Origin of the sequence: Myxococcus guangdongensis, assembly GCF_024198255.1 — a bacterium.
GTDB classification, from domain to species: domain Bacteria; phylum Myxococcota; class Myxococcia; order Myxococcales; family Myxococcaceae; genus Myxococcus; species Myxococcus guangdongensis.
In genome coordinates this window covers 366,049-383,050 of the sequence record NZ_JAJVKW010000007.1, presented here as the reverse complement: position 1 = coordinate 383,050, position 17,002 = coordinate 366,049, and the positions used below count along the sequence as shown (strand labels likewise).

1 protein-coding gene (cut by a window edge) is annotated in these 17,002 nt (G+C 70.9%); it reads left to right on the top strand.

What is annotated here, in order from left to right; translation table 11 throughout:
* Nucleotides 1–124 precede the first annotated feature (124 nt).
* Nucleotides 125–17,002, top strand: partial view of a non-ribosomal peptide synthase/polyketide synthase gene (locus LXT21_RS23240; protein WP_254040359.1) — the 5' end (the start) only. The gene runs 26,181 nt beyond the window's last position; 16,878 of the gene's 43,059 nt are visible here — the first part of the coding sequence; it begins with the start codon at nt 125–127; its stop codon lies beyond the right edge, outside the window.

Here is a 17,002-nt window from a genome sequence, read left to right as displayed (position 1 = left end):
GCCCGTGCTCCACTTTCACACCGCTAATGAAGCTGCATGTGGGTAGTCGTTGTGGGCCGCGATTGTCGGGCTCGCCTGTTATTAAGCCGCCGGCCGAAAACAGCCCCGACGAGCACCACACCCCATGCATGCTCCTTATCGAATCCTGAATGACGCCCTCCGTGTGCGCGCAGTCGGAGAGTCGTCGCGACAGCCGCTCTACACGTTCCTGGGAGAGTCGGACGGCGACGAAGCCGCGCTGACGGCGTACGAGCTGGATCACCAGGCGCGGCGGATTGCGTCCGTGCTGCAGTCGCGTGGCGCGGTGGGGCAGCGCGTGCTGCTGCTCTATCCACCGGGGCTCGACTACCTCGCGGGTTTCTTCGGCTGTCTGTATGCGGGCGCGGTGGCGGTGCCTGCCTATCCGCCGGACCCGACGCGCCTCGAGCGCACCCTCCCCCGCCTGCGCGCCATCATCGAGGATGCACAGGCCACGGTGGTGCTCACGACCTCGGGCATCCTGGGGCTCGCGGACTTCGTGTTCGAGCAGGCGCCGGACTTCCGCGCGCTCCAGTGGTTGTCCACCGATGACCTTCCCGTGGGCCCGGAGGACACGTGGAAGGAGCCCGACGTGGGCCCGGACGCGCTGGCGTTCCTCCAGTACACGTCCGGCTCCACGGGGACGCCCAAGGGCGTGATGCTGTCCCACGCGAACCTGCTGCACAACCTGGGGCTCATCTCCGGGGCGTTCCAGGTGCGCCGCGACAGCGTGGGCGTCATCTGGCTGCCGCCGTACCACGACATGGGGTTGATTGGCGGCATCCTCCAGCCGCTGTACGGCGGCTTCACGGTGACGCTGATGTCGCCGATGTCGTTCCTCCAGCGCCCCATGCGGTGGCTGGAGGCGGTGTCGCGGTTCCGCGGGACGGTGAGCGGCGGACCGAACTTCGCGTTCGAGTTGTGCGCGCGGCGGGCGACGCCGGATGAGGTGAAGGCGCTCGACCTGAGCGCGTGGGAGGTGGCGTTCTGCGGCGCGGAGCCGATCCGCGCCGCCACGCTGGAGCGCTTCGCGGAGGTGTTCGCGCCCGCGGGCTTCCGTCGTGAGGCGTTCTATCCCTGCTACGGCCTGGCGGAAGGCACGCTCATCGTCACCGGTGAGGAGCAGGGCCGCGTGCCGCGCGTGCATCATCTGGAGGATGCGGCGCTGTCGCGCGGGAGCGCCGTGAGGGTGGCTCCGGATGCGGTGGGTGTGCGCGCGCACGTGAGCTGCGGCGCGACGCTGGCCGAGCAGCGCCTGCTCATCGTCGACCCGGAGACGCGGGTGCCTCGGGCTCGGGGCGAGGTGGGTGAAATCTGGGTGTCCGGTGGGAGCGTCGCGCAGGGGTACTGGCGCAAGCCGGAGCAGTCCCGGGAGACGTTCCAGGCGCGTCCCGTGGGGGCCGAGGATGGCCCCGCGTTCCTCCGGACGGGGGACCTGGGTGTGTTGCTCGAGGACGAGCAGCTCGTCGTCACGGGGCGTCGCAAGGACCTCATCATCCTGCGAGGACGCAACCTGTATCCGCAGGACGTGGAGGCCGTCATCGAGCGCGCGCATCGACGCGTGCGGCCGGGGGGCGTCGCGGCATTCGGTGTGGAGACGTCGGACGGCGAGGCGCTCGCGGTGGTCGCCGAGGTGGCGCGCGAGCTGGCCGAGTCGAAGGATGCCGAGGCGCTGACGGCCGTGGCGGATGCCGTGCGCCAGGCGATTGCGCGGGAGCTGGAGGTCCAGCCGAGGACCGTGGCGCTGCTGGCTCCGGGGGCTGTTCCGAAGACGTCCAGTGGGAAGATCCAGCGTCATGCGTGCCGTGCGGGGCTCGCCTCGGGGGAGCTGCCGGTGCTGTGGCGCTCGGACCTGGGGGGCCCGTCGTCGCCGGGACGCGATGCAACCTCACAGGCCCCTGCGCCGACGCGTGACGAGGTGCCTTCCGCGCCTGTGGCGTCCTCTGTGTCGACGGAGGAACTGGAGCGTGCGCTGCGAGAGGAGATCTCCGCCGTGCTGGGTGGGGCCTCGTCCTCGCTCGACGCGGATGCGCCGCTGACGCGCTTGGGCATGGACTCACTGGGCGCCGCGGACCTGCAGTCACGCATCGAGAAGCGCCTGGGCGCGCGGGTCTCCGCGGCCACGCTGCTTCAGGACGTGAGCCTCCAGGGCCTCATCTCGGAGGTCCTCAAGTCTGGTCAGGGCGGTACGGACTCGCGCCCGGGGCCCGTGGCCCTGGGTGGCTCCAGCACGGGAGACCACCCCGCGTCCTTCGCGCAGCAGCGCCTGTGGTTCATCCAGCAGCTCGAGCCGGCGTCGACCGCGTACCACATCCCCCTCGCCTTCTCGCTGCGCGGACCGCTCGACACGCAGGCCCTGGAGCGCGCGCTGCGCGAGCTGGTTCGCCGCCATGACGTCCTGCGGACCACGCTCACCGCGAAGGATGGCGCGCTCACCCAGCACGTCCACGCCCCCTCCTCCGTCGCCCTCGAAAGGGTCATCGCGGAGGCGGAGGATGTCGCGGATCGCGCGTCCGTCCTCGACGCGGTGGCCGTGCGCGATGGTCAGCGCCCCATGGACCCCGCGACGGGGCCGCTGCTCCGCTTCACCCTGGTCCGCTTCGCCGCCGACGACCACGCCCTCGTGGTCTCCGTGCACCACCTGGTCGCGGATGGCTGGTCCATCGGCCTGATGGCCCGGGAGCTCGCGACCCTGCTCGTCGCGTTCACCCAGGGGCAGCCGTCTCCGCTGCCCACGCCGGCGCTCCAGTACGCGGACTTCGCGGTGTGGCAGCACGAGCACCTCACCCCCAAGGCCCTGCGCAAGGAGCTGACGTGGTGGAAGCAGGCGCTCGCGGACGCGCCCTCGCTGCTCGCGCTCCCCACGGACCGTCCTCGTCCCCCGCGTCTCTCGTTCCACGGTGCCCGCCGCTCGCGGCTGCTGCCCGCCGCCCTGATGACGAAGCTCCACGCACTGGGGCGTCGTGAGGGCGTCACCCCGTTCATGAGCGTGGTCACCGCGCTGTCCACCGTGCTCCACCGCTGGAGCGGACAGACGGACTTCGTGCTCGGCTCCGCGGTCTCCGGCCGCGAGGTCCCCGGCATCCGCGCGCTGATGGGCGACTGCACCAACTTCATCCCCCTGCGCGTCCGCCTGCCGACCGAGGCCACCGTGAAGGGGCTTCTCGCTGCCGTGAAGCAGAGCACCCTGGGTGCGCTCGCGCACTCACATTGCCCGTTCGACCACGTGCTCGCCGCCGTGCAGCCCGGCTCGCAGCGGCGCGAGTTGTACAACGTCGCCTTCGTCCTCGACGACTACGACATCCCCCGTGACGTGGCCGTGGGCCAGGGGCTCACGCTGGACGTGTCGCTGCTCGACAACCGCACCACCGAGCTGGACCTCACCTTCGAGGCCGTCCACCGCCCCGAGGGCCTGCTCATCGGCTGCAAGTACGCGGCGGACCTCTTCGACGCGGAGACCATCGACCGGCTGCTGGGCCACCTCGAGGTCGTGGTCGGCGCGATGGCCGAGGCGCCCGAGCAGCGCATCGCCGAGCTGCCCCTGATGACGGAGGCGGAGCGTCAGCACGTCCTCCACGCGTGGAACCCGCGCGCCGACGCGCCGAGCGACGGCACGCTGGTGGAGCGCTTCGAGGCGCAGGTGGACCGCTCGCCCGACGCCATCGCCGTCACCTTCGAGTCCTCGCGCCTCACCTACCGCGAGCTCGACGGACGCGCGAACCGTCTGGCCCAGGTGCTGCTGCGCCACGGCGTGGGACCGGATGTCCTGGTGGGCGTGTGCCTGGAGCGCGGGCTGGACCTGGTGGTGGCCCTGCTCGGCATCCTCAAGGCCGGCGGTGCCTACCTCCCCCTGGACCCGTCCTATCCCCGCGAGAACCTCGCGTTCATGCTGGAGGATGCGCAGGCCCCGGTCCTCGTCACGCAGTCCTCGCTGGAGGACCGCATCCCCGCGGGCAGCGCGGCCGTGATTCGCATGGACACGGACGCGGAGGTCTCGGGCTCCGCCCCGCGGCCTCCTCGCTGCAATGCGCCGAGCGACCTGGCCTACGTCATCTACACCTCCGGCTCCACGGGGCGACCCAAGGGCGTGATGGTGCGCCACGACAACGTCGTGCGCCTCTTCACCGCCACGGACGCGTGGTTCCACTTCGGGCCCGAGGACGTGTGGACGCTGTTCCACTCGTACGCGTTCGACTTCTCCGTCTGGGAGCTCTGGGGCGCGCTCTTGTACGGTGGTCGACTGGTGGTGGTGCCGTACTGGGTGAGCCGCTCGCCCGAGGCGTTCCACCGACTGCTCGCCGACGAGCAGGTCACCGTCCTCAACCAGACGCCCACCGCGTTCCGTCAGCTCATCCACGCCGAGCAGCAAGCCGCGGCGCGAGGACCGGTCGCGACGTTGGCCCTGCGCTACGTCATCTTCGGCGGTGAAGCGCTGGACATGGCCGCGCTGCGCCCCTGGTTCGAGCGGCACGGCGACGAGCAGCCGACGCTCGTCAACATGTACGGCATCACCGAGACCACGGTGCACGTCACCTACCGCCCCGTGCGGATGGCGGACGTGGACCGGCCCTGGTCCAGCGTCATCGGCTGCCCGATTCCGGACCTTCAAATCTACCTGCTGGATTCCTCCGGACAGCCGGTGCCCGTGGGCGTCCCGGGTGAGATTCACGTGGGTGGCGCGGGCGTGGCGCGTGGCTACCTGCGGCGTCCGGAGCTCACGTCCGCTCGCTTCGTGGAGGACCGCTTCGGCTCCGCGCGTGGGCGCAAGCTGTACCGCGCGGGCGATCTGGCGCGGCGCCTGGCCAACGGAGACCTCGAGTACCTGGGCCGCATCGACAACCAGGTGAAGATCCGCGGCTTCCGCATCGAGCTGGGTGAGATCGAGTCCGCGTTGAGCACGCACCCCTCGGTCCGCGAGGCGGTGGTGATGGCTCGCGAGGACGCGCCCGGGGACAAGCGGCTGGCCGCGTACGTCGTCCTGGGCGACCTGGACACCTCGGCGAGCGTGGAGCAGACGGCGCAGTGGAAGGCCGTCTACGACGAGACGTACACGCAAGGTGAGCGCAGCGAGGACGCCACCTTCGACATCTCCGGCTGGAACGACAGCTACACCGGAGGTCCGCTCCCGGCGCCACAGATGCGCGAGTGGGTGGACACCACCGTCCGACAGATTCTCTCCCTGCGACCCCGCCGGGTGCTCGAGCTGGGCTGCGGCACCGGTCTGCTCCTGTACCGGCTGGCCCCCCGCTGCGAGGCGTACTGGGGCGTGGACTTCGCGCGCCCGGCGCTGGACCGCATCGAGCGTCAGAAGGAGCGGCTCGGGGAGTCGCTGCGCTCGGTCCACCTGCTGCATCGCACCGCGGACGACCTGTCGGGCATCGAGCCGCGCTCGTTCGACACCGTCATCCTGAACTCCGTCATCCAGTACTTCCCGAGCGGCGACTACCTGCTCCAGGTGCTGAAGGGCGCCGTGGCGGTGCTGAAGCCCGGGGGCCGCATCTTCCTGGGCGACGTGCGCAACCTGGAGGTGCTGGAGGCCTTCCGCGCCTCCGTGCGCCTGCACCGCGCGCCGCCGAACCTGTCCACCGCGCAGCTCCAGTACCGCGTGCAGCGCGACGTGATGGCCGAGGAGGAGCTGGTCCTCTCGCCCACGTTCTTCACGTCGCTGACCACGCGCCTGCCCGGCATCTCCCGCGTCGAGGTGCTGCCCAAGCATGGCCGCTACGACAATGAGCTGAGCCGCTTCCGCTACGAGGTCATCCTCCACGTGGGCGAGGCCACCGCGCTGCCGCGCCCGGATTGGACGGACGGAGACGCGCTGTCGCTGGAGTCGCTGCGCCAGAAGCTGGAGGCCCAGCCGGCGATGCTCGCGGTGCGTGGCCTGCAGAACGCGCGCATCCTCGATGACACCCGGCTGGTCGAGCTGCTGTCCGGCTCGGGTCGTCCGCCCCATGTGGCCGCGCTGCGCGAGGTGCTTCGCGACTGGCCCGGTCCGCGCGGCGTGGAGCCGGAGGACCTCTACGCGCTGGGCGGAGTGCTCGGCTACGACGTCAAGGTGAGCTGGGCCGGCGCGCATGCGAACGGCGCGCTGGACGTGGTCTTCACCCGGACTGGCGAGTCCGCGCCCTTCGACCTCTCGTCCGAGGAGGACCCGCGTCCTGTCTCCCGACTGGCGAACGACCCGATGCGTGGCGCTCGGAGCGCGCGTGAGCTTGCGCGCATCCGTCAGGCCCTCGCGGAGCGCCTGCCGCCGCACATGGTGCCGTCGGCCTTCGTCGTGCTGCCCTCCCTGCCGCTGACGCCCAGCGGGAAGGTCAACCGTGGCGCGCTGCCCGCGCCGGAAGCGGACCGCTCGGTCATCGAGGACGAGTACCTGGTGCCGCGGACTCCGATGGAGGAGACCGTCGCCCGCATCTTCTCGGAGGTGCTCGGCCACTCCCGCGTGGGCGCGCGCGATGACTTCTTCGCGCTCGGTGGTCACTCGCTGCTCGCCACGCAGGTGGTGACTCGACTGCGCGCGCAGCTCGGCGTCTCCCTGTCGCTCCGTGTCCTCTTCGAGGCGCCCACCGTCGAGCGCCTCGCCGAGTGCCTCGTACCCCTCCAGGGTTCATCCCCGGAGGCACGGCCGGAGCCGCTGGAGCGCATCGCGCGCACGGACGAGGCCCTGGCGGTGTCGTTCGCTCAGCAGCGCCTGTGGTTCCTGGAGCAGCTCCAGCCGGGGCAGGCCGCGTACAACATCCCCGTGGCCCTGGCGCTGTCGGGGCGTCTCGATGTCGACGTCCTCCGCCGCACCTTCGCGGAGGTGGTCCGTCGGCACGAGCCGCTGCGCACCACCTTCGCCACCCAGGACGCCCAGCCGGTGCAACGGGTCCACCCCGCGCCGGACTCCTGGTCGCTGTCCGTCGAGGACCTGAGCGCACTCGAGGTCTCCGCGCGCGAGGCCGCGGTGAAGCAGCGTCTCTCCGAGGAGGCGCATCACCCGTTCGACCTGGAGCGCGGCCCGCTGCTTCGCACGGCCCTGCTGCGACTCGGGGCCGAGGAGCATCTGCTGTCGCTGTGCATGCACCACATCGTCTCGGACGGTTGGTCCATGGGCGTGCTGGTGCGCGAGGTGGCGCTGCTCTACGCGGCCTTCTCGCAGGGGCGTGAGGCGTCGCTCCCGACGCTCCCGGTCCAATACGCCGACTACGCGGCCTGGCAACGGCGCGCGCTGGAGGGCGCCGCCGCGAGCGCGCAGCTCGAATGGTGGCGCACCCGCGTCCAGGGCACTCCCGTGTTGGAGCTGCCCACGGACCACTCGCGTCCCGCGGTGCGGACCTCTCGCGGCGCGACGCGGTTCTTCACGCTGCCCCAGGCCCTGGTCTCCAGGCTGGAGACGCTGGGCCAGGCCGAGGGCTCCACCCTGTTCATGGTGCTGCTCGCGGGTTGGCAGACGCTGCTGTCGCGCTATTCGGGGCAGACGGACTTCAGCGTGGGCACGCCGGTGGCGCACCGCTCGCGTCCGGAGCTCGAGGGCCTCATCGGCTTCTTCGTGAACACGCTGGCCCTGCGTGCACAGCTGGAGGGCGACCCGACCTTCCTGGAGCTGCTGGGCCGGGTCCGCGAGGAGTCGCTCGCGGCCTTCGCGCATCAGGATGTGCCGTTCGACCGCCTCGTCGAGGCGCTGGGCGGAGCGAGGGACTTGTCCCGCACGCCCGTGTTCCAGACGGTGTTCGTGCTCCAGAACGCGCCGCTCCAGCCTCCGTCCCTCCCGGGCCTGAGCGTGGAGCTGCTGCCCACCGCGACGGACACGTCCAAGTTCGACGTCACCGTCTCGCTGATGGAGCGCCAGGGCTCGCTGGAGGGCCAGCTCGAATACAGCCTGGACCTCTTCACCCCGGACACGGCCGCGCGACTGGTGGAGCACTTCCAGCGGCTGCTCCAGGGAATCGTCGAGGACTCGCGGAGCCGGCTCTCGGCGCTGCCGCTGATGTCCGAGGCCGAGCGTCGCCAGGTGCTCGTCGATTGGAACGACACCCGCGTGGCCGAGGCCGCGCCCGAGACCACGCTGCACGCGCTCGTCGCCGCGCGGGCCCGGGCCACCCCTGACGCCGTGGCCGTGGAGGCCGGAGCTCAGGTGCTCACCTATGGGCAGCTCGACGCTCGCGCCAACCAGTTGGCCCGGCACCTCTTGTCCCTGGGGTTGGGGACGGAGCCTCGCGTGGGCCTGTGCCTGACGCGAGGGCTGGAGCTCATCGTGGGCATGCTCGGCGTCCTGAAGGCCGGGGGCAGCTACGTGCCCATGGACCCGACGTGGCCCGAGCAGCGACTGGCCCATGTCATCGCGGACGCGGGGCTCTCCAGGGTGCTCACCGTGGACGCCTTCACCGCGGTGCTCCCCGCCAGCTCGCGTGTCCGACTGGACTCGGACTGGAGCGTCATCGCGCGCCAGTCGACGGACCCGGTCTCGGCCCTGGAGAGCTCGGACCAGCTCGCGTACGTCACGTACACCTCCGGCTCCACCGGCCTGCCCAAGGGCGTGGCCATCTCGCATCGCGCGGTGCTCCGGCTGTCCCAGGGACTGCCCCTGGCCACGGGGCCGGACGACATCGTCCTCCAGGTCTGCGCGCCGACGTTCGACCCGCATGCGCTGGAGGTGTGGACCACGCTGATCTTCGGCGCGCGGCTCGTCGTCTACCCGGCGCACACGCCCGAGGTGGCGGAGCTGGCGAGCCTCATCGTCGAGCGAAAGGTCAACGCCACTGTCCTGGCCACGGCCTTGTTCGACGTCCTGCAGCAGCACCACCCCGAGGCGCTGGACGGGGTGCGGCGACTGCTGGTCGGCGGCGACGTGCTGCCCGTGCCGCGTGCCCGGGAGCGCCTCATGCGGGGCACGCCGCTCATCAACGCCTATGGTCCGACCGAGGTCTCCGTCGCGACCACGCAGCACACGCTGAACCCCGGGGACCCGCTGGGTGACGCCATCCCCATCGGACGTCCGCTGGCCAACACGCAAGCCTATGTGCTGGATGCACACCTGCGTCCGGTGCCCGTCGGTGTTCCTGGCGAGCTGTTCATCGGCGGCCCGGGGCTCGCCCGGGGTTACCAGCATCAGCCCGCGCTCACCGCCGAGCGCTTCGTGCCGAATCCCTTCGCCACCACGCCCGGTGAGCGGCTCTATCGCTCGGGAGACCGGGTGCGCTGGCGCCAGGACGGGACGCTCGAGTTCCTGGGGCGCATCGACTTCCAGGTGAAGGTGCGCGGCTTCCGCATCGAGCTGGGCGAAGTGGAATCCCTCCTGCGCGCTCACGCTGGAGTCGCCGAGGCCGCGGTCGTGGTGCGAGAGGACTCGCCCGGCGACAAGCGCCTGGTGGCCTATGTCGCTCCCGCCACCGTGGACGTGGATGCGCTGCGCGTCCACCTGAGGGGACATGTTCCCGAGTACATGCTGCCGAGCGCGTTCGTCGCGCTCGCCGCCTTGCCCCAGACGTCGCACGGCAAGGTGGACCGCAAGGCCCTGCCCGCGCCGCGGTTCACGTCAGGCGCCTCGGACTTCGAGGAGCCTCGGACTGATTTGGAGCGACAGCTCGCGGACCTCTTCCGCGAGGTGCTGCGCGTGGAGCGCGTGGGCCGACAGGATGACTTCTTCCTGCTCGGCGGCCACTCGCTGCTCGCCACCCAGGTGGTGACGCGCCTGCGCACCCGGTTGGGGGCTTCGCTGTCCCTGCGCGCGTTCTTCGAGTCGCCCACCGTGGCCCGCCTCGCCGAGCACCTGTCGGCCGCCTCGCCCGCCTCCGAGCTGCCGCCGTTGGTGCCCGTGCCCCGTGACGCGAATGCGCTGGAGCTGTCGTTCGCCCAGCAGCGACTGTGGTTCATGGACCAGCTCCAGCCGGGCCTCGTGGCGTTCAACATGCCCGCGGCGCTGAGGCTGCGCGGACCGCTCCAGGTGGACGTGCTCCGCCGGGCCTTCCGTGAGGTGGCCCAACGGCATGAGTCGCTGCGCACCACCTTCGCGTCTCGCGACGGAAAGCCCGTGCAGCGCATCCACGCCGCGCCCGAGCACTGGGCGTTGGAGGTCGAGGACCTGAGCGCGTTGGACTCCTCCGCGCGCGAGGCAGCCTCCGAGCGCCGCATCTTCGAGGAGGCCCACCGGCCCTTCGACCTGGAGCACGGGCCGCTGCTGCGCACGGCCCTGTTGAAGCTGGGCACACAGCAGCACGTGCTCCTCCTGTGCATGCACCACATCGTCTCGGACGGCTGGTCCGTGGACGTGCTGATTCGGGAGATCGCCGAGCTGTACACGGCCCTCCTCGAGAACAAGGCGCCGGTGCTGCCGGAGTTGCCCGTGCAGTCCGCCGATCACGCGGCGTGGCAGCGTCGGGTGCTGGATGGCGAGACCGTGGGCGCGCAGGTCGAGTGGTGGCGCTCGCGGCTCGAGGGGGCTCCCGTGCTGGAGCTGCCGACGGACCACTCGCGGCCCGCGCTGCGCAGCTACCAGGGCGCGATGCACGCCTTCCGTCTGCCCTCGGACCTCGTGACGGGCATGGAGTCCCTGGGGCGCGCGCGGGGCGCGACACTCTTCATGGTGTTGATGACGGGCTGGCAGGCGCTGCTGGCGCGGTACTCGGGACAGCGGGACTTCACCATCGGGACGACGGTGGGCCACCGCGAGCGGCCCGAACTGGAGGGGTTGATCGGCTTGTTCGTCAACACGGTCCCGCTGCGCTTCCAGTGGAGCGAGGACCCCACCGTCGCGACCATGGTCCAGCAGGTGAAGGACGTGGCCCTGGCCGCCTTCGCGCAGCAGGACGTTCCCTTCGAGCGGGTGGTAGAGGCCCTCGGCGGTGAGCGCGACCTGTCCCGCACGCCGCTGTTCCAGACGCTGTTCGTGCTCCAGAACACGCCCATGCGCGCCCCGTCGCTCTCGGGCGTGCAGGTGGACCTGCTGCCGAGCACGACCCGGACGGCACGCTACGACCTCACGCTCTCGCTGATGGAGCGCGATGGCGCGCTGGAGGGACAGCTCGAGTACAGCACCGACCTCTTCACCGAGGCGACCATCCACCGGATGGCGGAGCACCTGGGCGTGGTGCTCGGAGCGCTGGCCCGGGGCGGCGTGGAGCAGCGGCTCAGCCAGCTCCCACTGATGAACGGCGAGGAGCGCGAGACGCTCCTTCGCACGTGGAACGACACCCACGTGGACCTGCCGGCCGTGGCGACGATTCCCGCGCTGTTCGCGGCGCAGGTGGCGCGCACTCCGTCGGCGGTGGCGGTGGAGCTCGACGGGCGGACGCTCACGTACGCGCAGCTCGACGAGCGCTCGAACCAGCTCGCGCACCACCTGCGCGCCCTGGGCCTGGGCGTCGAGTCCCGCGTGGGCGTGTGCCTGCATCGCGGGCTGGAGATGGTGGTGGGGGTGCTGGGCATCCTCAAGGTCGGCGGCTGCTACGTGCCGTTGGACCCGTCGTATCCGGCGCAGCGCCTGGCCTTCCTCTTCGAGGACTCGGGCGTGGTGGCCGTGCTCACGCAGTCCTCGCTGGAGGACGAGCTGCCCGCGGGTTCGCAGTTCCTGGTGAGCCTGGACTCCGAGTGGGACACCATCGCGCGCCGGCCCACGCACGCGGTGAGCGCGGACCTCGGTCCGGACCACCTGGCGTACGTCTCGTACACGTCGGGCTCCACGGGCACGCCCAAGGGCGTGGCCATCCCGCACCGGGGCGTCATCCGACTGCTCACCGGTGCGCGCTTCGTCGACCTGGGGCCCAAGGAAGTGGTCCTCCAGCTCGCGCCGCTGGCCTTCGATGCGTCCACGTTGGAGCTGTGGGGCGCGCTGCTGTTCGGCGGCCGGTTGGTCATCTACCCGCAGGCCACGCCGGACCTGAAGGAGCTGGGCGAGGCCCTGGTCCGTCACCAGGTTTCATTGCTCTGGCTCACGGCCGCGCTGTTCGACCAGATGCAGCAGCACCAGCCGGAGGCGCTCGCGCGGGTGCCGCAGTTGCTCGCGGGGGGCGACGTGCTGCCGGCGCCGCGAGTGCGCGAGCGACTGGCGAGTGGCCAGGGACTCGTGAATGGCTACGGCCCCACGGAGGGAACCACCTTCACGGTTTGCCACCGGATGTCGCCGGGGGACGAGGTGGGCATGTCCGTGCCCATCGGTCGCCCCATCGCGAACACCCAGGTCTTCGTCCTGGATGCGTCGATGCAGCCGGTGCCCGTCGGTGTCCCGGGCGAGCTGTTTATCGGTGGCGACGGTCTGGCGCGAGGCTACCTGGGCCAGCCGGGCCTCACCGCCGAGCGCTTCGTCCCCCATCCCTTCTCGACGACGCCGGGCGCGCGGCTGTACCGCTCCGGAGACCGCGTGCGCTGGGCGGAGGACGGCACGCTCCGCTTCCTGGGCCGCACGGACTTCCAGGTGAAGGTGCGCGGCTTCCGCATCGAGCTGGGGGAAATCGAGGCCGTGCTCCGCACCCACTCGGGTGTGGTCGAGGCCACGGTGGTGGTGCGAGAGGACTCGCCCGGCGACAAGCGCCTGGTGGCCTACGTGGTGCCCGAGTCGCTGGAGACGGGCGCGCTGCGCGAGCACCTGCGGCGTCAGCTGCCGGAGTACCTGGTCCCCACCGCGTTCGTCGCGCTCCAGGCGCTGCCCCTGTCGCCCAACGGCAAGGTGGACCGCAAGGCGCTGCCCGCGCCGGAGCTCGGCTCGACGACGACCGTCTCCGAGGACTCCCTGCCCCTCCTGCAGCAGCAGCTCGCGGCGCTGTTCCGTGAGGTGTTGAAGGTGGACCGGGTGGGCCCGGACGACGACTTCTTCGAGCTGGGAGGCCACTCGCTGCTGGCCACGCAGCTGGTGACGCGGGTGCGCGCGCTGTTGGGTGTGGACCTGCCGCTGCGCGTGTTGTTCGAGTCCCCGACGCTGGCCGGGCTCGCGCGGCACCTCGAGGAGCTGATGCTGAAGGCGTCCCGGACGCAGATGCCGCCGCTGGTGTCGGTGGCTCGCGACGAGGCGTTGCCCCTGTCGTTCGCGCAGCAGCGCCTGTGGCTCCTGGAGCAGCTCCAGCCGGGACAGGCCGTCTACAACGTCCCCGTGGCGCTGCGGATGACGGGCGCGCTCGATGTCGAGGTGCTGACGCAGACGTTCGCGACGCTCGTGCGCCGGCACGAGGTGCTGCGGACCACCTTCGGTGCTCGGGAGGGTGTGCCGTTCCAGCGCATCCAGCCCGCGCCGAAGCAGTGGCTGTTGCCCGTGGTGGACGTGAGCACGCTGCCGGAGTCCGCGCGTGAATCGGCGCTGCGTGCCCGGATGTCCGAGGAGGCGCATCACCGGTTCGATCTCCAGACGGGGCCGTTGCTGCGCACGGTGCTGGTGCGTACGTCCGCCACCGAGCACGTGCTGCTCCTGTGCATGCACCACATCGTCTCGGACGGTTGGTCCATGGGCGTGCTGGTGCGCGAGGTGGCGTCCATCTACGAGTCGCTCGCGGAAGGCCAGTCCGTGCCCCTGCCCGAGCTGCCCGTGCAGTACGCGGACTTCGCGGCGTGGCAGCGCGAGTGGGTGAAGTCGGAGGGCATCCAGGAGCAGCTCGAGGGACTGCGTGCCCGCTTCACCGGCGCGCCCGCGTTGGAGTTGCCCGCGGACACCGTCCGTCCGGCGACCCGCACCATTCGGGGAGGCAGCCACTTCTTCACCCTGCCTCCGGAGCTGGTGGCGGAGCTGGAGACGCTGGCGCGGAAGGAAGGGGCCACGCTGTTCATGGTCCTGCTCGCGGCGTTCGAGGTGCTGTTGTCCCGCTACTCCGGACAGCAGGACTTCTGCGTCGGCAGCCCCGTGGCGCAGCGCACCCGGTCCGAGCTGGAGCCGCTCATCGGCTTCTTCGTCAACACGCTGGTGCTGCGCGCCCGCGTGGAGGGCAACCCGACGTTCAGCGAACTCGTGTCGCGCGTCCGCGAGGAGTCCCTGGCCGCGTACGTCCGTCAGGACGTGCCATTCGACCAGTTGGTGGAGGCGCTCGGCGGTGAGCGCGAGGGCCGTAGGTCTCCGCTCATCCAGGTCATGTTCGCGCTTCAGAACGCGCCCATGCAGCCGCCCGCGCTGCCGGGTGTCCGCGTGGACGTGCTGAAGACCGCGACGAATACGGCGCGACTCGACCTCACGATGTCGATGATGGAGCAGCCGGACGGCGGGCTCGATGGCGCGCTGGAGTACAGCCTCGACTTGTTCTCCGCTGCGTCCGCGGAGCGACTGGGGCAGCACTTCCGCGTCCTGCTGGAGGCGGTTGTTCGTGATGCCCGGAGCCCCATCGCCGACCTTCCGCTGATGGGCGAGGCGGAGCGGCAGCAGGTGCTGGTGGGCTTCCAGGGACGCACGGAGGTGTACCCGAAGGACGCGACGTTGCACGCGCTCATCGAGGCGCAGGTGCGACGCACGCCGGAGGCGGAGGCGGTCCGCTTCGAGGGAGCCACCCTCACCTACTCGCAGCTGGATGCACGCGCCAATCAGCTGGCCCACCACCTGCGCACGCTGGGAGCGAAGGCTGGGGTGCTGGTGGGCGTGTGCCTGGAGCGCTCGCTGGATTTGGTGGTGGCGCTGCTGGGAGTGCTGAAGTCGGGCGCGGCCTACGTGCCGTTGGACCCGGCGTACCCGAGGGAGCGGTTGGCGGGGATGCTGGAGGACGCGGACGCGCCCGTCGTCATCACGAACGAGAAGCTGAAGGAGGTGCTGCCGGCGAATGGCGCGCGAGTGGTGAGCCTGGAGGGCGGGTGGGCGGAGGAAAGCCGGCAACCGGTGGGGTACCCCGGTTGTGAGGCGGAAGCGGGCTCGCTGGCGTACGTCATCTTCACGTCGGGCTCGACGGGCCGACCGAAGGGGGCGATGAACGCGCACGAGGGAATCGTCAACCGGCTGTTGTGGATGCAGCAGGAGTACGGGCTGACGGCAGCGGACACGGTGGTGCAGAAGACGCCGTTCAGCTTCGACGTGTCGGTGTGGGAGTTCTTCTGGCCGCTGCTGGCGGGAGCGCGGCTGGTGGTGGCGAAGCCGGGAGGGCACCAGGACCCGGCGTACCTGGCGAAGCTGCTGAAGGAGGAGCGAGTGACGACGGTGCACTTCGTGCCGTCGATGCTGAGAGCCTTCCTGGAGGAGCCTGGCATTGAAGGGCTGAGCCAGCTGAGGCGGGTGGTGTGCAGTGGAGAGGCGCTGACGGCCGAGTTGGTGGCGAAGGCGCACGCGCGGCTGCCGGCGGGCACGGAGGTGCACAACCTCTACGGCCCGACGGAGGCGGCGGTGGACGTGTCGTCCTTCCACTGCGCGCGAGGCACGCAGCGCACGAGCATCCCGATTGGGCGGCCGGTGGCGAACACGCGGCTGTACGTGCTGGACGCGCAGGGCCAGCCGACGCCGGTGGGAGTACCGGGAGAGCTCTACATCGGCGGCGTGCAGGTGGGCCTGGGGTACTGGAGGCGGCCGCAGTTGACGGCGGAGCGCTTCGTGCCGGACGTGTACTCGCAGGTGCCCGAGGCACGGCTGTACCGCACGGGAGACGTGGCGAGGTGGCTTGCGGACGGGACGTTGGAGTACCTGGGCCGCTCGGACTTCCAGGTGAAGCTGAGAGGGTTCCGGATTGAATTGGGAGACATCGAGGCGGCGCTGCTGTCGCACGCCTCGGTGAGAGAGGCCGTGGTCCTCATGCGCGAGGACTCCCCAGGCGACCAGCGCCTCGTCGCCTACGTCACCCAGTCCACTCCATCCGCCGACACGAGCGGATTGAAGGACTTCCTGTCGACGCGCTTGCCCACCTTCATGGTGCCCTCGGCCTTCGTCGTCCTCCCGGCATTCCCGCTGTCCCCAAGCGGGAAGCTGGACCGGAAGGCGCTCCCGGCCCCCGTGGCACCCACGACTCCGGGAGGCCCCTCCGTGCCCGCCACGCCCGAACGTCTCACCCCCTTCCAGCAGCGCGTCGCCACCGCCTTCCGCGAGCTGCTCCGCGTCGAGCACGTCGGCCTGCATGATGACTTCTTCGCGCTGGGCGGACACTCGCTGCTCGCCACCCAGCTCGTCTCACGCCTGCGCACCACGTTCGGCGTCGAGCTGCCCGTGCATGCCTTGTTCGACGCGCCCACCGTGGCCCGAGTCACCGAGCTCGTCGAGGAAGGGATGCTGTTCCGCGATGCACCGTCAAAGGTGCCTCCGCTGCGGCCCATCCCTCGCGATGGCGAGCTGCCACTGTCATTCGCGCAGCAGCGCCTGTGGTTGCTCGACCAGGTCCAGCCCGGAGGCACGCAGTACAACATCTCCGGCGCCATCCGCCTGGAGGGCGCGCTGGACCCGGAGGCGCTGCGACAGGCCCTCGACCTGCTCGTGTCCCGCCACGAGCCCCTCCGCGCGACCTTCGGGCTGAAGGACGGCCAGCCCGTCCAGACACTCCACCCGCACAAGCCATGGTCGCTGCCGCTCACGGACCTGACGGATGTCGCGCCGCCGGAGCGCGAGGCCGCCGCACACAAGTACGCCGCCGAGGAGGCCAGTCAGCCCTTCGACCTGTCCACGGGGCCGCTGCTCCGCACCGTGCTCCTCAAGTTGGACGAGGAGCTGCACGTCCTGGTGCTCGTCATGCACCACATCGTCTCGGATGGTTGGTCGCTGGCGGTGATGGTGCGTGAGGTGGCGCTGGCCTACGAGGCCTTCGCCGCGCGAAAGGCCCCTGCCCTCTCTCCGCTGCCCGTGCAGTACGTCGACTTCGCGGCGTGGCAGCGACAGTGGCTCCAGGGCGACACGCTGGCCAAGGAGGTCGAGTGGTGGAAGCAGCGCCTCGCCGGGGCACCCCTGGTCCTCGACCTGCCCACGGACCTGCCGCGTCCCGTGATGCGCACACCGCAAGGCGCGTCGCATCCCCTCAGGCTCCCGCGTGAGCTGGTGGACCGCGTGGTCGCGCTCGGTCGACAGGCCGGGGCCACGCCGTTCATGACGCTGCTCGCGGCCTGGCAGACGCTGCTTTCCCGCTACAGCCGT